At 67.0% G+C, this 19,108-nt stretch carries 19 protein-coding genes; 9 read left to right on the plus strand and 10 right to left on the minus strand.

What is annotated here, in order from left to right; translation table 11 throughout:
- Positions 1-1,096 (plus strand): NAD(P)/FAD-dependent oxidoreductase (locus QH196_RS18430; protein WP_280417040.1); only part of this gene is annotated, 1,096 nt, incomplete at its 5' end.
- Positions 1,097-1,261: 165 nt separating this feature from the next.
- Here QH196_RS18430 and QH196_RS18435 read toward each other — a convergent pair.
- The 5 genes from QH196_RS18435 to QH196_RS18460 all read right to left on the minus strand — a co-directional run bounded on the left by QH196_RS18435 (position 1,262) and on the right by QH196_RS18460 (position 4,631).
- Entirely contained in the window at positions 1,262-2,356 is a 1,095-nt protein-coding gene (locus QH196_RS18435) for a CapA family protein (RefSeq protein WP_280417041.1), read from the minus strand.
- A gap of 144 nt (positions 2,357-2,500) precedes the next feature.
- Positions 2,501-2,698 (minus strand): DUF6186 family protein, encoded by a 198-nt coding sequence (locus QH196_RS18440; protein WP_280417042.1) that lies wholly within the window; start codon positions 2,696-2,698, stop codon positions 2,501-2,503.
- Complete coding sequence (locus QH196_RS18445; protein ID WP_280417043.1) at positions 2,695-3,108, minus strand: hypothetical protein; 414 nt, start codon at positions 3,106-3,108, stop codon at positions 2,695-2,697. The genes QH196_RS18440 and QH196_RS18445 overlap by 4 nt, the downstream gene beginning before the upstream one ends.
- A 90-nt stretch (positions 3,109-3,198) precedes the next feature.
- Entirely contained in the window at positions 3,199-4,266 is a 1,068-nt protein-coding gene (locus QH196_RS32355; RefSeq protein WP_348538085.1) for an SRPBCC domain-containing protein, read from the minus strand.
- A complete protein-coding gene (locus tag QH196_RS18460; protein ID WP_280417044.1) occupies positions 4,263-4,631 on the minus strand; it encodes an ArsR/SmtB family transcription factor in 369 nt (122 codons plus the stop codon). The genes QH196_RS32355 and QH196_RS18460 overlap by 4 nt, the downstream gene beginning before the upstream one ends.
- 505 nt (positions 4,632-5,136) lie before the next feature.
- Here QH196_RS18460 and QH196_RS18465 point away from each other — a divergent pair.
- A complete protein-coding gene (locus tag QH196_RS18465) occupies positions 5,137-6,174 on the plus strand; it encodes a hypothetical protein (RefSeq protein ID WP_280417045.1) in 1,038 nt (345 codons plus the stop codon).
- Between the two features lie 113 nt (positions 6,175-6,287).
- The gene (locus tag QH196_RS18470) at positions 6,288-6,863 is read left to right on the plus strand and encodes a dihydrofolate reductase family protein (protein WP_280417046.1); all 576 of its coding nucleotides are present in this window, start codon (positions 6,288-6,290) and stop codon (positions 6,861-6,863) included.
- Here QH196_RS18470 and QH196_RS18475 read toward each other — a convergent pair.
- A complete protein-coding gene (locus QH196_RS18475) occupies positions 6,845-7,606 on the minus strand; it encodes a helix-turn-helix domain-containing protein (protein ID WP_280417047.1) in 762 nt (253 codons plus the stop codon). The genes QH196_RS18470 and QH196_RS18475 overlap by 19 nt on opposite strands.
- Before the next feature lie 99 nt (positions 7,607-7,705).
- Here QH196_RS18475 and QH196_RS18480 point away from each other — a divergent pair, with 99 nt between their 5' ends.
- The 4 genes from QH196_RS18480 to QH196_RS18495 all read left to right on the plus strand — a co-directional run bounded on the left by QH196_RS18480 (position 7,706) and on the right by QH196_RS18495 (position 10,414).
- A complete protein-coding gene (locus QH196_RS18480; RefSeq protein ID WP_280417048.1) occupies positions 7,706-8,914 on the plus strand; it encodes a YncE family protein in 1,209 nt (402 codons plus the stop codon).
- Positions 8,915-9,009: 95 nt separating this feature from the next.
- Positions 9,010-9,234 carry a hypothetical protein gene (locus QH196_RS18485; protein ID WP_280417049.1) on the plus strand — a complete coding sequence of 75 codons (225 nt, stop codon included), beginning with the start codon at positions 9,010-9,012 and terminating at the stop codon, positions 9,232-9,234.
- Between the two features lie 196 nt (positions 9,235-9,430).
- Positions 9,431-9,610, plus strand: a complete 180-nt coding sequence (locus QH196_RS18490) for a hypothetical protein (protein WP_280417050.1) — start codon at positions 9,431-9,433, stop codon at positions 9,608-9,610.
- 171 nt (positions 9,611-9,781) lie between these two features.
- On the plus strand, positions 9,782-10,414 hold the full coding sequence (locus tag QH196_RS18495; RefSeq protein WP_280417051.1) for a hypothetical protein: 633 nt from the start codon (positions 9,782-9,784) through the stop codon (positions 10,412-10,414).
- A gap of 12 nt (positions 10,415-10,426) precedes the next feature.
- On the opposite strand, the gene QH196_RS18500 is transcribed toward QH196_RS18495, so the two are convergent.
- Positions 10,427-13,393 (minus strand): BTAD domain-containing putative transcriptional regulator, encoded by a 2,967-nt coding sequence (locus QH196_RS18500; RefSeq protein WP_280417052.1) that lies wholly within the window; start codon positions 13,391-13,393, stop codon positions 10,427-10,429.
- Positions 13,394-13,495: 102 nt separating this feature from the next.
- On the opposite strand from QH196_RS18500, the gene QH196_RS18505 reads away from it, so the two are divergent.
- The gene (locus QH196_RS18505) at positions 13,496-14,335 is read left to right on the plus strand and encodes a class I SAM-dependent methyltransferase (protein ID WP_280417053.1); all 840 of its coding nucleotides are present in this window, start codon (positions 13,496-13,498) and stop codon (positions 14,333-14,335) included.
- Between the two features lie 38 nt (positions 14,336-14,373).
- Here the strand turns inward: QH196_RS18505 and QH196_RS18510 are convergent, their stop codons facing one another.
- The 3 genes from QH196_RS18510 to QH196_RS18520 all read right to left on the minus strand — a co-directional run bounded on the left by QH196_RS18510 (position 14,374) and on the right by QH196_RS18520 (position 17,777).
- Positions 14,374-15,993, minus strand: a complete 1,620-nt coding sequence (locus QH196_RS18510) for an MFS transporter (RefSeq protein WP_280417054.1) — start codon at positions 15,991-15,993, stop codon at positions 14,374-14,376.
- A 2-nt stretch (positions 15,994-15,995) separates the two neighbouring features.
- Positions 15,996-17,030, minus strand: a complete 1,035-nt coding sequence (gene glsA / locus QH196_RS18515; RefSeq protein WP_280417055.1) for a glutaminase A — start codon at positions 17,028-17,030, stop codon at positions 15,996-15,998.
- Between the two features lie 258 nt (positions 17,031-17,288).
- Positions 17,289-17,777 (minus strand): YbaB/EbfC family nucleoid-associated protein, encoded by a 489-nt coding sequence (locus tag QH196_RS18520; RefSeq protein ID WP_280417056.1) that lies wholly within the window; start codon positions 17,775-17,777, stop codon positions 17,289-17,291.
- Between the two features lie 252 nt (positions 17,778-18,029).
- On the opposite strand from QH196_RS18520, the gene QH196_RS18525 reads away from it, so the two are divergent.
- Positions 18,030-19,094: a hypothetical protein gene (locus QH196_RS18525; RefSeq protein WP_280417057.1), complete on the plus strand. Its 1,065-nt coding sequence runs from the start codon at positions 18,030-18,032 to the stop codon at positions 19,092-19,094.
- Positions 19,095-19,108: the final 14 nt, after the last annotated feature.

Consider the following 19,108-nt stretch of genomic DNA (forward strand, 5'->3'; position numbering starts at 1 on the left):
CTGGGCGGCCCGGGTCGCCGGCGGTATGGATGTCATCGGTTTTCTCCGGCCGACCTTCGAATGGGTGCTGCGGCGGCGGGTGCTGGCGCTGCCCAATGTGCGCGCGGTGCACGGTATCGGCACCGGGCTGCTGGCCGGGCCGGGCGGCACCGCGGTCACCGGAGTGAAGGTGACCGGCGTGGAGGGCGAGAAACTGGACGCCGATCTCGTGGTCGACGCGACGGGTCGCGGGTCCAAGGCGCCGAATTGGTTGAGCGAACTGGGCTACGCACCACCGGCCGAACAGCATGTGCGGTCGTACCTCGGGTACGCCACGATGGTGGTCCGTTTCCCCGAGGGCACCTTGCCGGACGGGTTCCGCGGGATCGCCGCCACCCCGAATCCGCGGCATCTCAAAGGCGGAGCCATTCTGCCCTGCGGTAACGGTCGGCATGTCGTGGCCGCCATGGGGATGTCGAAGAACTATCCGCCGGCCAGGTACGCGGAACTGCTCGACTACCTGGACGAGGCCCCCAGCCCCCTCCTCGGCCGGGCCGTGCGCGCCGCGGAACTGGTCGTCGAGCCCGATACCTACCGGATGCCCGGTAATCAGCGCCGGCTGTGGGAGCAGCTGGACCGGCGGCCCGAGGGATTCGTCGTCATCGGGGACGCCGTCGCGGCCTTCAACCCGATCTACGGGCAAGGTATGACGATCGCCGCCATCGGTGCTTCCCTGCTCGCGCAGGTCGTCGCGTCCGCGGACGGCTCGGTCACCGGTGTCGCGGAGAAGTTCGCGGCCGAGCTGGCGCCGTGGACCGACTACGCCTTCGCCATGGCCGCGAACACCGACTCGTTCTTCCCCGGCGCCGAGTTCGTGAATTACACCCCGCCTGCCCCGGAAGCCGTTGCGGGCGAAGCGTTCGCCGTTGCGGCCGCCACCACCGATCCCGCGGTCGCTCAGGCCATGCGGCGGGCGGCCTATTACATGGATCCCTCCGGGATGCAATCACCTGCCGTACAGCAGACCATCGCCGAATGGGCGTCCGCGGGCCGGCAGCCGGACCCGTCCCTGACCGACCCGAGCCGGCTGCCCGGCACAATTCATACCGTGGGCTGAGCATGCTCGCTTTGCGAGCCCGGCCGGGCCCACGGTCCTGACGCGGTCACGCCGGCCGGGAACGCAGCGGGCGGTGAGGTGCCCGAGGGAGCTCTACAGCTACGGCGAATCGCGGATCGCCGGTCGTCTTCCACTGATGCCCGGCGGCATGGGGCCCCGGTACGGCTACCGAGAGGCGGTCAGCAGACCTTCGGGACCGGTACCGACTCGCGTACCGAACCGGTCGCTGATATCGCCGAGCGTGCTTTTCAGCCATTGGGTGTCGGCGGGCCCGGCTCGTTCGAGTTTCATACGCCGGATGCGCAGCGGCAGCATGCGCACTTCGGCGGGACCGCCGGCATCGAGGGTGACGAGGTAGAGCAGCCGGAGTTCCGGCCGGTAGGACTCGTGACCGCCGATCCCCTCGTAATCGTCGACGATATCGCCGCAGCCGTACAGGATGGGCTTGCCTCGATAGATTTCGATCGCGCGGGGATGGTGCGCGGAGTGACCGTGCACGATATCGACGCCGGCGTCGATCAGCCGGTGGGCGAACTCCTGCTCGCCGAGGCCGGTTCCGTAGCCCCAGTTCGGCCCCCAGTGCACCGATACGATCGTGCGATCACCACTGCGGGCGAGGGGAGCGAACCGGGCCGCCACCTCCTCGGCATGCCGGGCGGAGGGATGGTCGATCACCCAGATTCCCGGGTGGTCGCGGCCGGCGGCCCAGCCGGCGGGAACGCCACTGGACGGGGTCGATATCGACGCGATCAGTACTCGGTGACCCCCGGGACCCGGTACCGCCACCGGCCGCTGCGCGGCAGCGAGGTTCGCGCCCGCTCCGACGGCGCGGATACCCGCGCGGGGCAGCGCCGCGAGGGTGTCGGCGAGTCCGCGGATACCGAAATCGAGGGAATGGTTGTTGCTCAATGCGCAGGCGTCGGGGCGGAATGCAGCAAGCGCCGCAAGATTGTCCGGGTGCATGCGATAGTGGACCCCTTTGCCCGCCGCGAAACTACCGTCCGCGGTGATGGCGGTTTCCAGGTTGACCAGCCGTACGTCGGGCTCGAGTTCGTCGAGTATGCGGGGCACCTCACCCCAGGGCCCGGTGAATCCGTAGGGCCGTGGGATCGGCCCACTGGCCTGCTCGGCCAGCTCGACGTAGCGGCGGGCATCCCGGACGCACGGCTCCTGTAATCCCGGATGCCCCGGTCGAGGCAGGAGCTGATCCACGCCACGGCCGAGCATGACGTCACCACCGAGTGCAACCGTGACCGTCATGGCGGTACCGGGTCCGGCGATATCGGTTCACTCGTACCGGGTCGGCCCGCCGGTCGGGTGCCGAGCTTCATACAAAAACGCTACCACCGGGCGCTGACCGCATCGAGCCTGGTCAGCGCATATTTGTGCAGATGTGGCACACGTTCACCGGGCCAGGAAATGCCAGCCCAGCCAGGCCCACACCAGGATGATGAGTATGCGCAGCACGCGGGACCGCAGCAACCAGCGGAGGGTTTCACCGAGAGTGGTGCAGCGCTGTGAGTGACGCGCCGTGAGCTCCGCCAGCACACCCACAACAGCGAGCACCGCGAACCCGGCGAGAACAAGCGCCCGGTCGGTCATCGCAGCAGCCGCCACCCGGCGGCCAGCCATATCAGCCAGCCGGCCCAGCGGCCCGGACCCTGTTCGAGCGCCGGGTCCAGCAGTGTGGACAAGCTGGGATGGGACGGATCCGGTACGTTCCACGACTCCTGCCGCGACAATGCGAACAGCTCCCAGGCCGAAACCGCCAAGAGTAGCGACGACCACAGCAGCAAGCCGTTCCGCATCCGCGGTCCCCCCGAGATCGGTTCGGCCGGCCGGCGGGCAGCCCACACGAGCGCGCCACCGGCAATGGTCACGATCAAAGCTGTTGCTGTCCAATGGAATGGATGGGTCCGGGCGCCGAATGTGGCGACGACGAGCGCGGCACCCACCCATATCACCGGCCGAAGAGAACCCCCATCGGCCGGCGGGCTCGATTCGGCTGCCATGGTCGGCAGCGTACCGCCACCACCTCGGCCGAGCCCCGGGGTGCGCGGGGAGGAAAGTCGCGTCGGATTCCGGTGCGCGGGCGCCCTGGTTCAGGACTCGGTGGCGGTCGGCTGCCAGGCCGGGTCCCGGCCGATGAAGGCCATCAGCTTGTCCTGCGCCGTAGCGTTCTCGCCGACCGGCACGGCCGGACCGTACTGCCCGCTCTCCCGCAGCATCCGGTCCATCGGTGCCATCCCCTCGAGTGCTGCGCGGCAGCGCTGCTCGCCCAGGTCGGGCGTGTAGCCGAGGGCCTTCGCCAGATCCCAGGTGTGCATCCAGATATCGGGCGTGTAGAAGGTGTCGATCGCCTGGTCGACCGGCTGGTCACCGGTGTGCGGGTTGCTGAGTACCCGGCCGGCGGGATCGTCGAGAATGCCCTGGATATCGGCGACGTGCCGCTTCCATGCCGCCACCGGGTCGCCCGCGATATCCAGGGCGGGCAGCACGATTGCGGCGCCGCCGAGGAACCCGCGCGACCACTCGACCAGATGCCGCACGATATCGAGCGCCGTCCACTCCGGCACCGGGCTGGGGCGTCCCCAATCCCCGGGCGAGGCCGATTCGACCAGTGCGGTGAACCGGGCCGCGTCCTCGAAGTGCCGGGTCGCGGGCCCCGCGACCGCGGGCGTTGCGGACTCCGGCGCCAGCAGGTGGTCGAGTTTGTCGTAGCCCTCGCGCACCCCGGTGTCCATCCCGCTCGCCAGCATGCCGTCGCGTGTCTCGAAATCCGCGACAACGCTCAAAGTCCGCAGCCGGGTACGCCGCTCGCCGACCTTCTCGAAGGTCACCGTCTCCAGCGCGACCCCGTCCGGTTCGCCGGTGTAGGTGAATGTCCACACGATTCGTTCCGACGGCCGCACCTCGTGGAAACTGCCGTAGAAGGCGGCGATCTCCACGCCGTCGCTTTCGCTGGCGAATGCCCACGCGCCGCCTGTGCGGGCATCCCACCGGGTGATTTTCGTGCTCAGCGCATGCGGACCGACCCACTGTGCGTAGAGCGCGGGGTCGATATGCGCGCGGAACACCTGGGCGGGCTCAGCATCGAACTCCCGGATGATCTCGATCGTGGGGACCTTCTCGTCCGCGATGATCCGGGTGTCGTCTCCGGTTGTGGTCATGATGCCTCCTTCGGCGGGTGAACCCGCGGCTGTTCGTCGTCGGTCATCTGGGCCAGCACTGCGTCGAGGCGCTGGTAGCGCTGTTCCGCGGTGCGGCGATAGCGTTCGATCCATTTGGTCATCAGGTCGAATATCTCGGCGTCCAGATGCACCGGCCGCCGCTGGGCGTCTTTGCTCCGGGTCACCAGCCCGGCGTCCTCGAGAACTTTCACGTGCTTGGAGATCGCCTGCAGGCTCATCTCGTAGGGCTCGGCGAGTTCGCTCACCGTCGCGTCCGCCGCCGCCAGCCGGGCCACCAGTGCGCGCCGGGTCGGGTCCGCCAGTGCCGCGAATACGCGGTTGAGCCGTTCCCCGGATTCGTCCATAAGACCGTCCTCAACTATTTGGTTGACTACAACGGTAGAGCGGTTGCGCAGGTTTAGTCAACCGTGTGGTTGATAATGGCCGTGGCCTGCTGGGCGGTCCCGGTGGGTACGGCCGGCCTGCGGGTGGCTCGGTGGAGTCGTACGCACATCGGTTGGCAGGGCGGCTCCAGCTGTAGTGTGCCCGCTCACTAAACGTGAAGGGTGTGTCGTTCGTGTATTCGGTCACAATGAAAGTGAGGTCATGTAATGCGGCCCGCTATCGATTTCGAGCCGAATATCGCTTGTTTCAAGCTCTTTCGCAAGAATGGTGCGGTCTATGGTCGGCCGGGCGCATCCCTATGTTACCGAAAGGTATTGTGGCACAGCTCTCTTTATCACCCAAACGCTCCTTGACCTGCGGGTGTGGTGTTCTAAGCTGGTGAAAGTCGATGGGCGGCAAGAGCTCATCGGGGATACGGCCGAATGCGAAGCCGTACCCCTGACATTCGCGCGGTAAGGCGAAACGGTGGACCACAGGGTCGAGACCAGAAATACGTCGGAATACTCACCACAATCCGGGATCGGAAATATCGACCGACCGGGTTCGCAATTACCATCCGATTGGAAATGCTGGTCCATTTCGGCGCTCAGCCTACTCACCCTCATCCTGCTGTTCCAGCCCTGGCTGTCGGCTTCGGGGCCACGTGGCGACGTGCAAGCGGACGCTTTCGGCCGGCTCGACGGCTCCGTTCCCGCGCTCCGTAACGTCGGCGAATGGCTCTCCGGCAGTATCGTTTCCATCAGCGGACTGTGGGGCTTCCTGGCCGCCGCGGCCGCGGTGACCACCCTGGCCGCCGCGTGTTCGTACCGGATGTTCGGTATCGGATTGCCGGCGATGGTCGGTGCCGGGGTGGCCAATGCTGTACTCGTCCCAGCGGCGCTGGTGTATTTCAACGGCAAAGCGTCGGAATTGCGCGCGATGACCGAACAGTACGACGAACTGAAAACCGCGCTCGGCGATACCCTCGGCAAACTCTTCGGCGGCGGCCGGGAATCCAGCGCTGATACACCGGCGGCCGCCGTTGTGTTGACCGATCAGGCACTCGTCTGCGGCGTGGTCGCGGTGCTCGCCGCGGTGCTCGCCTTCAGCATGCGGAATTCGATGCGGGCGAGCACCGGCGCTGCCGTTGTACCGGCGGAGGTTTCCCGCCCCGGCCCGGCCGAGCTACCGGCGGACGCTCAGCTCGCGGCCTCCGAGAGCGTGATGGTCCTCGAACACCACCTCGAGATCGCCCTGTCGTACCAGCCCCGACTGCTCGGCGCGGCCGGGCTCGACCACGACGACCTCGGAGTCGGCAACCGCCTCCTGCCCCGTACCGAGCTGCCCCGCCGGACCGACGGCCCGGCGCGCCGCGACCGGCCTACTGCCCGCCGCGTCCGGCCTCGCCCCGCCAACCGGCCCTCCGCCCCGCCGCAGCCCGGCAGCGGGTCCGCCGCTGCCGCGAAGCGGTCAGCCGGCCACTGTAGTTCGCCTCGATCGGCAAGGCCGCTCATCCCCGGGTGAACGCGGCGGAATCACCGACCGGCAGGTGGTGTCGGTTTCGTCCAAGACATCGGCAGCGGCTCTTCCTAGGCTGATGGCAGCCCGAATCCGATGCCCGAGCCCTGGAGGAATTGATGACACGCGAACTGGTCTACACGGGTTTCATGTCGCTGGACGGCGTCGTGGACTCGCCCGGAGGTACGGCCGAGGGGCACCGCAGCGGCGGCTGGGTGATGGACACCGAGTTCGTGCCCGAGGCGTACTCGCTCAAAGCCGAGGAGCTGGCCGATACGACCGCGTTGCTGTTCGGCCGCCGCAGTTACGAGGCGTTCGCCCCGATCTGGCGCGATTCCGACGATCACGCCGCCTATAAGGATCTGCCCAAATATGTTGTCTCGGCCGGTCTGAGCGAGGACGCTCTGATCGACGGATGGGGTCCCACAACGATCCTGCGATCGACCGACGATGTCGCGAAGCTCAAGCAGGCCGACGGCGGCGCGATCTATATCCACGGCAGTGCCGAACTGGCTCGCCGCCTCGCCGACGCCGATCTGATCGACCGGTACAACCTGCTGGTGTTCCCCGTGCTCCTGGGCGCGGGGAAGAGTCTGTTCGCCCGGTCGGACCGCGATAAGCAGACGCTGCGGTTGCGGGACTCGGCGACCTACTCCAACGGAGTGGCCAAACTCGTCTACGAGGTCGCGCACTGACCGGGATCGAGCGCGAGCGCACCACCGGCCCGGGTGCGCAATTCCTGAGCGGTCCGGCCGACGTACCGGCGTAGCGCGCGGGCGAGATGGGGTTCGTCGTAGTAACCGAGCTTGCCGACCACATCGCCGGGTGTCTCGCCCGACGTCAGCAGGAGTGCGGCCGTGCGGGCGCGTCCGATCTGCCGGACAGCGCCCTGGGTGAGGCCGGTCGCCGCCCGGAACCGTCGTTCGAGAGTCCGCTCGGTGACTGCCGGTGGCGCACCCGCCAGTGTCGCCGCGACCAGCGGGTCGCGAATCACGACTTCCTCCCGGACGAGCCGGTCGACGAGCGCCTCGGCATCGTCGGCCCGCGGGGTTTCGCGGTGGGCGCCGTCGAGCCAGAAGGTCCGGCCGGTCACCTCGGGTAAGGCGATCCCGCCGTCCACCAGGGCCGACGTCGCCGTCGTACGCAGTGATGTACCCACCGCGAACTGGATACCGACGAACTCCGCGCCTTCGGGCACCGGTGCGGTACCGGTACGGCTCTCCGGTCCGGTGACCGCCGCATAACGGCGACCCTCCTGTTCCCAGAACACCATCCCCCAGGTCTCGGTCGCCACCGAGGTCATCTCGGTGACCTGCTCGCTCCGGCAGATCCACACGGACTCCACCCACGGCGAGTCCGATGCCCGTGTCTCGAACAGCAGTCCCATTTCTCCACTACGCTTCCGGATGCGGAAATCGTGCACGAACTGTTGTCTCATATTGCGCTCGAGTGTTACCACCGATGTGCCCGGAAGAGACTCTGACTCGAGGCATCTCCTTTCGACCTGGTGAACACTCGGCAGGACGAAAGGACATCGGTGTCAGTAACCACCCTGCGGCGTGACCATTCGGTCCGGCTCACCGCGGCAGCTGCGGTCCTCGTTGCGGTGACGGGCTGTTCTTCGGGGCAGGCGGTATCGACGGACGAATCCAGCCGAACCCCGGCAACTTCGCCGGCCGCGCCACCACCGGAACATATGTCGAATCTGCTGCCGGGAATGCCTCCACCGCTGCGCTTCGACGATATCTACGCGGCCAACCGGGAATTGAGTCCGGCGGTGGCCGGCCATCGCGAACTGGTCTACGTGCCGAACAGCCGATCCCACGATGTCTCGGTGATCGACCCCGGGACCTTCCGAGTGATCGACACCTTCTCGGCCGGTGGGGTGGAACCGCAGCATGTGGTGCCGTCCTACGATCTGCAAACCCTGTACGTCACCAACGACCTGCCGATCGGCGGAGGCAGTCTGCTGCCGATCGATCCGCGAACCGGTAAGCCGGGCACGAGTTTCCCCGTGCGGGATCCGTACAACATGTATTACACACCGGACGGCAAGTACGCTCTGGTCGTCGCCGAGGCGGATAAATCGCTCGACTTCTACGACCCGGTGACCTGGGAGAAGAAACATGCCCTCCCGGTCCCGGACTGTGCCGGGGTCGATCATATGGATTTCACCGCCGACGGCCGGTTCGCCCTGGCGAGCTGCGAATTCGCCGGACGGATGTCGGTTATCGATATCGCCGGGCGCACGCTGGTACGCACGATCGATCTGCCGCACGGACGGCACGGGATGCCGCAGGACGTCAAACTCTCCCCGGACGGCCGCACCTTCTTCGTCGCCGATATGCACGCGGGCGGTCTCTACACCTTCGACGCACTGACCTTCGACAACACCGGGTTCGTCCCGACCGGCGCCGGTACGCACGGCCTGTATGTAACCCGTGATTCCAAGCAGATGCTCATCACCAACCGAGACGAAGGCAGTATTTCGGTATGGGATTTCGCCGCCAACGGTCTCGTGCACAAATGGTTCCTGCCGGGTGGGGGCAGCCCGGACATGGGCAATCTCTCCGCCGACGGCCGGACCTTCTGGGTTTCCGGACGCAAACACGGCGAGGTCTACGCGATCGATATCGTCGACTGGAAGTTACTGGCTCGTATCCCTGTCGGCCAAGGACCGCACGGTTTGACGGTGTGGCCGCAACCCGGCCGCTACTCCACCGGGCACACCGGGGTCATGCGATAACCCACGTGGCTTGCCTGAGACCGGTCCGACCGAGTTTGATGGGATCGGGTCGGGAGGAATCCGCAACCGCGGAAAGATCAATGGGAGATAAAACGATGAAACGTGTTCTGTCGGGCAGCATCGCCGTCGCGGCAATTGCCCTCGGCGCGGTAGCCGGTGCTGCGCAGGCGAGTGCCGGTACCGGGCTGCCCCTGCAGCCGGCCACCCCGTCCGCTGAATCGGTGCAGATGGACCTGCCGATCGCCCCGGGCTCTTCGGCAAACGAAGCGGCGGGCATGGCGCAGCTGATGCAGATGCTGTCGACCATGTCCGCCGCCTGACAGCAGCGGGTAATGCCATCGGCCCTGTTGCCACACAGGCTCTCGCCTGTGCGGCAACAGGGCCGATTACCTGTGGTGGTTCGGCACCGCCGGTAGTCCGGCCATCGAGGGGCGGAGCCGGCGTGGAACAGCCGGTCAGGGCACGATCTGCGTGATGTTCATTGCTACCGGGGCGCGACCGGCGGACACTGGAGGAATGGTTGACAGGGAGCAGCGCACACCGTTGTACGGGGTGGTACTGATTCTCGCGGCGCTGGGTGCGGCGATGGCGGTCAGCTACTACGGGCCGACGTGGTTCCGCGTCACCGTCTACATCCTCGCGGTGATGGTTTTCCTGGTCGGCGGTGTGATGACCTTCCGGGATTACTCCCGCTGAGGTCGCTAAGGCCGATACCCTCGCCCTCGCCCGCGGGGTGACAGGGGCTGATATGCCACAGCGCTGACCAGCTCGATCGCGCCGTGCAAATCCTGAGCCGGACGGGGCGGCAGTGGTTCGGCAGCCATCCGGCAGGCTGCTTCGAGAAGCTGCAGGGGGAGGTGATCGACGATGATGTTCATCGAATTGTTCTTGTCCGAAGGTGTGCTCGACCCCGCACAACGGTTGCGGGTAGCCCGGCGCCTGGGCACGATCCACGAGTTGGGCGCGGGTGACCCCGACAGCGGGGGAGAAGAGATGGCTCCCCGTTCGGCGGCCGTATTCGCATCGATGTTTCAGGTGGTGGTGCATGAGCCGCAGATCTGGGTCGCCGGAGAGCATTCCCTTACCGAACAGGATCCTCCGCACTGCTTGGTCCGGATTCACGTTCCGGGACCGTGGCGCAAGGATATGAGCGAAACGTTGATCTCCTACGCCACCCGAATCGTCTCCGACGAGTTCGACGATCGGGACCTGCCCTACCGGCGTCCGACGGTGCAGGTACATGTCCTCGGTGTCTCGGAGGGGAGCATCGGGATGCTCGGAAAGATGGTGAAGTCCGAAGATCTCGTCGAGATGTTGAGTGATCCGTACCGGGACGATCTGGAGGTCGGCAAGGCGTTGCAGGATCCGATGTGCGGGGTGCTCGTTCCGTTGGACGACAACACCGCCACTGTCGAGATCGACGGTGAACTGTATGCATTCTGTTGCCGCGGCTGTCGCGCCGAGTACCTGGCGAAACGCGAGAAGGCCGCGCGGCGGTGACAGCGGGCGCGGTCAGTACGCCTGGACCTCGGCCGTTGCGGTCGCGGGAGCGAGGCGACATCCACGCTCGTACTCGTCTCGGTATTCGCGCAGGGTATGCGCCAACCGCGCGACGTCGGGGTTGCCGGAGTTCGGGCCACCCCGCAATGCGTGGGCCACGCCCAGAATCTCCGACGCGTACTCGTGCTCGCCGCGCCGGTGGGCAACGTCGGCCATCCCAACTGCCACATGGGCCAACATCGGCATATCGGGCAGCTCGACGGCGATGTCTCGCGCTTCGCGCAGGTAGCGCGCGGCGGCGGCGAAATCACCGGTAGCCGCGGCGAGATATCCCGCGCCGGCCGCGTACAAGGCGCGCTCGGGTGGGTCGGTGGCGTCCGCGGCATAGCCGAGGTGCTGTTCGGCCTCGGCGAGGTCGCCGTTGTGGCGTGCCAGGTCGGCGAGGGAGATCCGGGCAAGGGTGATCTCGTGCGGAGAGGCGCCCCGCGTGAGTACCTCCGACAATTGCTTGCGCGCGTTATCGACATCTCCGGCGTCGATGCGGACCATGGCAAGCCAGACTTGCTGCCCGTCGTGGGTGCCGAGTTCGCGGGCGACCAGGGCCGCCTCGTCCAGCGTGGCCAGGGCCTCGACGGTGTCACCGGCAGTGATCAACGCACTTGCCAGCGACATCAGCGACAGCGATAATGCCCATCGCTCACCGCAACCGCGGAACCCCTCGACGGCTGCGGTGATATCCAGTCGGCCGGCGTCGGCCCGGCCCGCTGCCCCGTGTAACAGCGAACGTATGAACCACAGCATCCCTCGTGTCCATGGGTCGGTGTGTTTCAAATGCGGTTCCAGCGTGGCCAATCCGTCATCGGTGTCGCCGGCGGCGAGGGCGATCAGGGCACAGATGAAACCAGCGGTCGGATGGTGGGCAGTGCCGGGGCGTTCCACGGTGGCCGCGGCGGCGGCAAGAGTACCTGCGAAGATCGCGTTGACCAGGTAGGCGGCGATGGCGCGCAGTCGTGCCTCGGTCGCGGCCGGACCGGGCATCGAAACGATATCGCCCAGTTTCCGGATGGCTTCCGCGTGATCGCCGTGAACGGTCCAGAACTGACCGAGTGCGGCGCCCAATCGGACGGCGGTATCGGTATCTTCGCTGTCCACGGCGAACGCGATCGCGGCGTTCATGTTGTGCCGCTCCACATCGAGGCGGGTGAGCCACGGGAGTTGCCCGGAGCCGCGCAAGTGCGGTTCTGCCCGTTCGGCCAGCTCGAGGAAGTAGTGTGCATGGGCGGAGCGAGCGGCGGCCAGGCGGCCGGTGGCTGCCAGCTGTTCGATACCGAACTCGCGGACGGTGTCGAGCATCCGATATCGGCCCGCCACATACTCCAGCAGTGATTTATCGACCAGGGCATGCAGGATGTCTGCGGGGAGGCCGACGTGTTCAGCGGCCTCAGCGCAGAAGCTCCCGGGGAAGGCGGCTGCCCGGTCCGCCGCGGCGCGTTCGGTGTCGGTCAGCAGGTCCCAGCTCCACTCCACTACGGCCCGCAATGTGCGGTGGCGGGGCGGGGCGGTGCGGCTGCCGCCGGTCAGTAGCCGGAATCGGTCATCCAGGCGGGCAGCGAGGGTTTCGATCGACATCGACCGCAGGCGAACGGCGGCCATCTCGATGGCCAGCGGCAAGTAATCCAATCGGCGGCAGATCCGATCGACATAGTCGCTCGGCACAAAATCGGATTGCACGGCCCGCGCCCGATCGGTGAACAGCTGTGCCGCGGAACCCGCTTCCAGCGGCGCTACCGCGAACAGTGCCTCGCCGGTGATGCCGAGCGGTTCCCGGCTGGTGGCCAGTACCCGGAGCCGCGGGCAACGGCCGAGTAGCTCTGCTACCAGCTGTGCCACCGCTTCGACCACATGCTCGCAGCCATCGAGGATGACCGCTGTCTCACGGTTTGCGAGCGTGTCGACCAGACGAGATATCGCATCCGCCGAGTCCCGCAGGCCGAGGGCGGCCACCACTGCGCGGGGCACCTCGCCGGGACGTGTGACCGGAGCGAACTCAACCAGCCAGACCGGGATATCCAGCCCGGCACCGGTCATGGTGGCGAGGCGGGTCTTGCCCACGCCGCCGGGCCCGACCAAGGTCACCAGCCGATGGTCCAGGAGCCGTCGGCCGAGCTGACGCCGGTCGGCCTCGCGGCCGACGAAACTCGTCAACGGCGCCCGCAGGTTCCCGCGGACGTGCGACCGCTCCGTGTCTCCGCGCAGTATTCGCATATGCAGCTCGCGTAGTTCCGATCCGGGATCGGTACCCAATTGCGTTGCGAGCACGGTGCGATAGTCCTCGTACGCGGACAGTGCCTCCGCCTGCCTGCCGTCGGCAACCAATGCACGGAGGAGGAGAACACGTAAACGTTCCCGCAGCGGGTTGGTGGCAACCAGCTGATTCAGCTCCACCGATAGCAGGGCGCGTTCCGGGGACGACCCGCTCAGTATCGCCTCGATCCGGTCCTCGGTGGCAGCCAGCCGCAGTTCGTCCAGCCGCGCGGCCACCGCGGTCGCGAACGGCAGATGAGCGATATCGGCCAGCGGCTCGCCCCGCCACAACCCCAGCGCCTCGGTCAGCAGTTCCTGGGCTGCACCGTGGCGCCCGGCCCCCAAGGCGCGGCGGCCTTCCTCGGCCAGCTGCTCGAAACGTACGGCGTCGACTGTCTCGGCGGGAACCTCCAGCCGATATCCCGCCTTCCCCGCGCGCAGCATCGCCGATTCGGGCAGCGCCCGCCGCAATCTGGCCACCAGCGAATGGAGAGCGGCATCCGGATGATCCGGAATATCTTCCGGCCACACCGTTTCCATCAGCGTCCGCGCGGAAACCACACGGCCCGCATCCAGCGCCAGCCGGATCAGGAGCGCTCGCGCCCGTATCCCGCCGACACCGATGCTCCGGTCGTCGGCGACAACCCGCAGCGGACCCAGGATCTCGATGCGCACACCAACGATTATCCAGGGTCGGTGGCAGCCATCCGGCACCGGTTCGGCAGAGCTACGCGAAACAGTCGGTGCCGACGACAACGTTGCACAAGGAGAATCGCTATGGCGCAGATCAGCAATACCGAGCAGTTCCAGGTGTGGAACGGAGCCGACGGACACCACTGGGCCGAACATTACGCCCGATACGACACCATGGCCGGCGGCCACGATGAGCATCTCTTCGAAGCCGCCGCGCTCGGCCAACACAGCCGCGTGCTCGATATCGGCTGCGGGACCGGACAGACCACCCGCACCGCTGCCCGGGTGGCAAACCGTGGCAAAGCAGTCGGGCTCGATCTCTCGGGGCCGATGCTGGCCTGCGCACGACAGCTCGCCGAAACCGAGAAGCTCACCAACGTCACGTTCGAGCAGGGCGACGCACAGGTCTACCCGTTCACCGTGGAGCGATTCGACACGGTGATAAGCCGCGCCGGGGTGATGTTCTTCGACGACCCCGTCGCCGCGTTCACCAACATTGCCAGTGCTATGAGGCCAGGGGGCCGGCTCGTGTTCACCTGTCACCGGGAGCCGGGCGACTCCGTTGCCGCGATCTTCACGGCGCTGGCCGAATATTTGCCGACTCCCGGTTTCGACGATGTCGCCCCCGGCGTTACCGAGTTCGCCGATCCCGATCAGGTTCGCGACGTACTGACCGCCGCGGGCTTCGCGGCCGTCACCGTGACCGGTTTCGAGACCCTGACCGTCCTCGGCCGAGACTGTCGCGACGCGACCGAATTCCTGTTCGATGCCCAACTACGCTCGTTCGTCGCGGGCGCCGGCGCGACAGCTGTCCGCAAAGCGAAGGCCGCCGTCGAAGCGACGCTGCGACCGCACGAGACCGACCTCGTGCGGATTTCCGCCCGGGGGTGGTTGTACACCGCGCACACGTCGGCTCGAGGGTGACCGGCACTCATGTCATCGAGGTGCACGAAGGCAGGCGGTCAGTGGGGTTCGGGGATTTCCCCCGGCCGGTATTTCGGCAGTCGCGATGCGGGCAGTGCGGCGGCGGCGCTGATACCGGCGAGGATGAGGAAACCGAGTTTCAGGGTGCGCAGCCGCTGTTCCTCGTTCAGGGTTACGGCGGCGTCGATCTGTTCGGGGGTGGCGGTGGTCTGCTCGAGAAGGCCACGTAATTCGTCGTTGCTCACGAAGTTGACGTTGTCGAGGTCCACCTGCGCGGCCAGTTCCGGCGGCAGTTCCGGGTGTTCTTCCACGGATTGGGTCACGCCGAAACTCAGCGTGGTCACGAGCACGGCGCCCATGACGGCGGTACCGACTGCCGAAGCGAGGTTCTGTGCGGTACCCCGCAACGACCCGACATCGCCGGCGAGTTCTTTGGGCGCGGCGGTGACCAGAACGTTGAACACCAGCGTGACCAGCGCTCCCTGCCCGATACCGAAGACGATGAGCCCCAGGATCGTCGGAACGGTTTCCCAGTTGTTCGTGACCGCGAAGGCGAGCCAGATCAGCGCGACCGTCGTCAGGCCGAACGAGAAGAGGGCGATCACGCGCGGCGGGTACTGCTTGTAGAACCGGACGATCAGTGTCGCGGTGACGAAAACGGTGAGGTTGAACGGGATCATCGCCAGCGACGTATCGAACGGGCTACGTCCCTGCACCATCTGGATGTAGGTGGGGATGGTGAAGTTCACCGCGGCTTCCATGGCCACGATGACGAACATCGCGTAGATGGCGGCACGTTCGGTGGGGCGGCCCAGCACGCTGAGATCGATCAGCGGAACCTTGCCCTGCCGCATCCGCCGCCTGGTCCACATGACGAACAGCTGACCGAGGATCACACCGGCCACGACCAGTACCGGCGCGGGCGACAGTTCGAGAATCGAGAACGGCGCAGCGTCTTTCGCGAAGACGATGCCCCACGCGTTCAGGTTGTTGAAACCCAGGGTGAGTACAACGATCGCCGAACCGATCAGTACCGAGGCGAAGATATCGATGCGGATATTCGGGTCGCCCTCATCGGTGCGCAGGCCGAAGCTCAGCACGAAAACGGCGACCGCGATGGCCAGCGTGACACCGAATACAGGGCGCCAGCCGACCAGTGTCCCGAGCGTGCCGCCGATCAGGAACGCGCTGACACCGGAGATGGCGCGGGCCGAACCGAGCGATCCGACCGCTGTCGCCTGCTGATCGCCGGTGTAGTTCTCCGCGATGAGCGCCACCAGCGCCGGAACAATGATCGCCGCGGCGGCGCCCGCGAGCACCTGGCCGCCGATGGCCCATTCGATACCGGGCGACAGGATCATCATCATTGACGAGCACGCGAATACTACGACCACGACACGGAAGATGAGCAACCAGCCGATGCGCTGGCCCAGTTTCGCGCCTGTCATCACCAGTGCGGCAACGGCGATGCCGTAGACGACGATGGTGGAGCCGGCGACGGTAGGGGGGACCCCGAAGTCCTCACCTATGCCGCCGAGCGAGATCGGGAGCGCGGCGACGTTGAACGACATGAGTACCTGCGCGAGGAACAGTCCGATCATCGGTATCCACGAGCGCCGTTCCACGACGGGGTCGGCGGCGGTGGTGGTGTCCGGCACGGTCAGGCTCCTTTCGCGCTGTCGCGGTGGGCGGCCGCGACGGGCTGGTGGACGGAGGACGCGAAGAGATTGAGGCCCAGGGCCCGCGACAGGTAGGCGCAGGCGCGTTGCCCACGGACGCTGTTGCCTGCCGCATCCAGCCGCGGTGAAAATGTGCCCAGCGCACCCTTGCCCGGCGATACGGCGACGATGCCGCCCGCGACCCCGGATTTCGCCGGCAATCCGATCTCGAACAGCCATTCCCCGGATCGTTCGTAGAGTCCGCACGAGGCGAGCACGGCCAAGGTGTCGCGGCACACCTCCGAGGAGACCACCCGCTCCCGGGTGACCGGGTTGACACCGCCGTCGGCCAGGGTCGCGCCCATGACCGCGAGGTCGGTGGCCGTGACGGCCAGGGCGCACTGCCGGGTGTAGATATCCACGGTCTCCAGCGGGTCGGTGTCGAGGCGCCCGTAACTCTCCAGAAGCCGCGCGATCGCCTTGTTGCGCTGGTTGGTGAGCATTTCGGAGCGATAGACCACCCCGTCGACTTCGAGATACCGCCCGGCGAAGCGGGACAGGCCGGTGCGGATGTTCTCCCACTGCTCCGCCGGCGTCGCGCCGGGCATCAGCGCCGTCGTCGCTATCGCGCCGGCGTTGACCATCGGATTCATCGGGCTGCCGGCGTTGAGTTCGACGGCCATCACCGAATTGAACGGCAGGCCCGTGTTGTTCACGCCGACACGCTCGTGTACGGCCTGGTGCCCGTAGGTCTCGCAGACGAGTGCGAAGACGAAGGCTTTCGAAATCGACTGGATCGAGAACGCGATCCCGGTGTCACCTGCGGAGTGAGTACTGCCGTCGGTCCCGGCCAGCGTCAGCCCGAACCAGTTCGGGTCGGCTTCGGCCAGGATCGGAATGTAGTCGGCGATCTTTCCGTCGTGCAGGCCGGTGTAGCGCCGGTGGGCCTCGGCGACGAGTTCGCCGACTCGGGATTCGGTGGGCAGATCGCCGGTGAATGCGTGTTGTGCGATATCGAGCACATCCGCCTCGAACATCGTGGCCTCCTCCACCTCGTCTCATAACCGGCGGGTGGTTGCCCGTGGTTTCCCCGTGGTGCGCAGCGGATACTTCAGTCCTCCCGTTGCCGCGGATCAGTGGTGTCGCACCACCTGATTGCCCGAGCGTAACGGTGAATATGGTTCTGGCCCGGTAAGAACCGCCGGTCGGACGCCGAGCAGTAGTGTTTCCGGCCGGCAATGCGGTGGTCCGGGGCTTCGGGAACTCGGCCCGGGCTCGGGGGCGGCGTGCTGCGGTTACCGATCGAGCCGGTCGGAGATGGTGGGATCGTGCTCTGCGGTCCGGTCGGTATCGGGCGCCGTGCGGGTGGCTGCCTCGACGATCTCCCGGATGTCGCGCAGGCTCGGTGCGCCCGGCAGCAGATCGGGAAGGTCCGGCAGCTCCTCGGCGATCCCGGTGATCGGCGAAACGATCTCTGCCAGCTGCTGCCGCGCCGCCTCGGCCGCGGCGCGGGCCGCCTCGGTGATGGATCGAGCCAGGTGTGCCGGTGGACCGCTTCGGAAAGCCTCGGCCGCCAACCGGACATCGATGACGAGCCCGTACGCGTCGACGGTGACCTCGGCCAGCCGATCCGCCGACCACGCCGACGACCGGGATCGTGACAGTCGTTCGTGAACGCCGGGAATATCCTCGCGCTGTTGATCCAGGCCATCGAGTAACGTGCCGACGAGTCGCTTCATCTCGGCGGTGGCCTCGGTCAATTGATCGAGATCGTGATCGTCCATAGTGCGGCGTCCCCCGAGTGCTCGACATGTGACTGTCAGTGTGGGCTGTATCGACTATATGACTTCCGGCGTGCTGCCTACGCCTTTCGTGCAGGAGCCGAGGCGCCCTCCGGGCCACCATCCCCATAAGTGGGAATATATGACACTGGGAATGCCTGGTGTGAGGAGTTGAGGTTGGGGCTTATGAGGTCAGTCGGCCGTCATCTGCATGACATTGCCGCGGTATGACCACAGCCCCCATCGGAGCCGTTCATGAGCAGCGTATTCTCCCTTGATTCCGACGAGCTGGCCCGGCAGAGCCCCACGCTTTCCGGGGCAGCGCAGGAGTTGGCCGCGGCGCTCCGCAATCTCGAGACCGCGCTCGGTACCGAGGGGCGGTGCTGGGGAAACGATGATCCGGGAAAGGCCTTCGAACAGACGTATGATCCCGACGCACAGCAGACCGTGGTGAATCTGCGGAATCTGGTCGGGACACTGCAATCGAGCGGGCAATCTTTCACAGATATCGGCGGCGAATTCGACACCATGGACACCGATGCCGGTCGCGGGGTCCGGGAACGCGAAGGGCCCTCCGAAACGACCGCTTTCGGTCCGTCGGGTCGGCCGGACAGCGGTTACCCCGCGGCGCGACCGCAGACAGTGTCGCCGCTGTCCGGTTCCCGTTCGACGTCGCCGGATGGGCAGTGGCCGCACACGGAATCATCGGCCGGCGGTGAGCACGGTCCGCGCGGCTCGCGACCACCGGCCACCGAGGACACCGCCGGGAACAGGCCGGGCTCCGGGGCCGAAGCGCCTTCCGGGCCGTCCCTGGGATCACCGCAATCGCCCGCGGACGGTGACGTATCTTCGGCGGCCGGGGCCATCGCAGCCGGAGCCGATCCCGTCTCCGGGCCCCCGGCGACCGGGCACACCGTCGCGCCGGCGGCGCAGCCCGCGCCGCCTGCCGCGCTCGGACACCCGCTCTCGGGTGCAGGAATGCGGGGCGCGGCGCCGAGCAGTCCCTGGTCCGGGCCCGGGGAGCGGCCCTTCCTCGCCGGGCAACCGCCCGGCCCGCAGTCCGGTCAGCCGCCGGGAAGCCCGCCGGGCACCCGCCCGCCGGCGCAGCCCCAGACTGCCAGTGCGAAACCGCAACGCCGGGAACGGAAGAAGGACGACAACCCGCAAGCCCGACGCCCTGAAATCGCTGCCGCCGAGAATGCGGACCGGCCACCCGCCGTGCCCGCCGACCGAATGGGGGTGCGGACGCACTCCACCCCCTGGTCGAAACCGGAACCCGCGGAGACTCCGCACGCCGATGGCTCGAGAATCGGTCGATGACGAAAGGACGAGTC

Origin of the sequence: Nocardia carnea, from assembly GCF_029868325.1 — a bacterium.
Taxonomy (GTDB): domain Bacteria; phylum Actinomycetota; class Actinomycetes; order Mycobacteriales; family Mycobacteriaceae; genus Nocardia; species Nocardia carnea_C.

Coding starts and splice junctions, on each gene's coding strand:
- QH196_RS18485 (WP_280417049.1), top strand. CDS start 9,010: ATGAAACGTGTTCTGTCGGGCAGCATCGCCGTCGCGGCAATTGCCCTC.
- QH196_RS18440 (WP_280417042.1), bottom strand. CDS start 2,698: ATGACCGACCGGGCGCTTGTTCTCGCCGGGTTCGCGGTGCTCGCTGTT.
- QH196_RS18505 (WP_280417053.1), top strand. CDS start 13,496: ATGGCGCAGATCAGCAATACCGAGCAGTTCCAGGTGTGGAACGGAGCC.
- QH196_RS32355 (WP_348538085.1), bottom strand. CDS start 4,266: ATGACCACAACCGGAGACGACACCCGGATCATCGCGGACGAGAAGGTC.
- QH196_RS18435 (WP_280417041.1), bottom strand. CDS start 2,356: ATGACGGTCACGGTTGCACTCGGTGGTGACGTCATGCTCGGCCGTGGC.
- QH196_RS18520 (WP_280417056.1), bottom strand. CDS start 17,777: ATGGACGATCACGATCTCGATCAATTGACCGAGGCCACCGCCGAGATG.
- QH196_RS18490 (WP_280417050.1), top strand. CDS start 9,431: ATGGTTGACAGGGAGCAGCGCACACCGTTGTACGGGGTGGTACTGATT.
- QH196_RS18475 (WP_280417047.1), bottom strand. CDS start 7,606: ATGAGACAACAGTTCGTGCACGATTTCCGCATCCGGAAGCGTAGTGGA.
- QH196_RS18460 (WP_280417044.1), bottom strand. CDS start 4,631: ATGGACGAATCCGGGGAACGGCTCAACCGCGTATTCGCGGCACTGGCG.
- QH196_RS18525 (WP_280417057.1), top strand. CDS start 18,030: ATGAGCAGCGTATTCTCCCTTGATTCCGACGAGCTGGCCCGGCAGAGC.
- QH196_RS18445 (WP_280417043.1), bottom strand. CDS start 3,108: ATGGCAGCCGAATCGAGCCCGCCGGCCGATGGGGGTTCTCTTCGGCCG.
- QH196_RS18495 (WP_280417051.1), top strand. CDS start 9,782: ATGATGTTCATCGAATTGTTCTTGTCCGAAGGTGTGCTCGACCCCGCA.
- glsA (WP_280417055.1), bottom strand. CDS start 17,030: ATGTTCGAGGCGGATGTGCTCGATATCGCACAACACGCATTCACCGGC.
- QH196_RS18470 (WP_280417046.1), top strand. CDS start 6,288: ATGACACGCGAACTGGTCTACACGGGTTTCATGTCGCTGGACGGCGTC.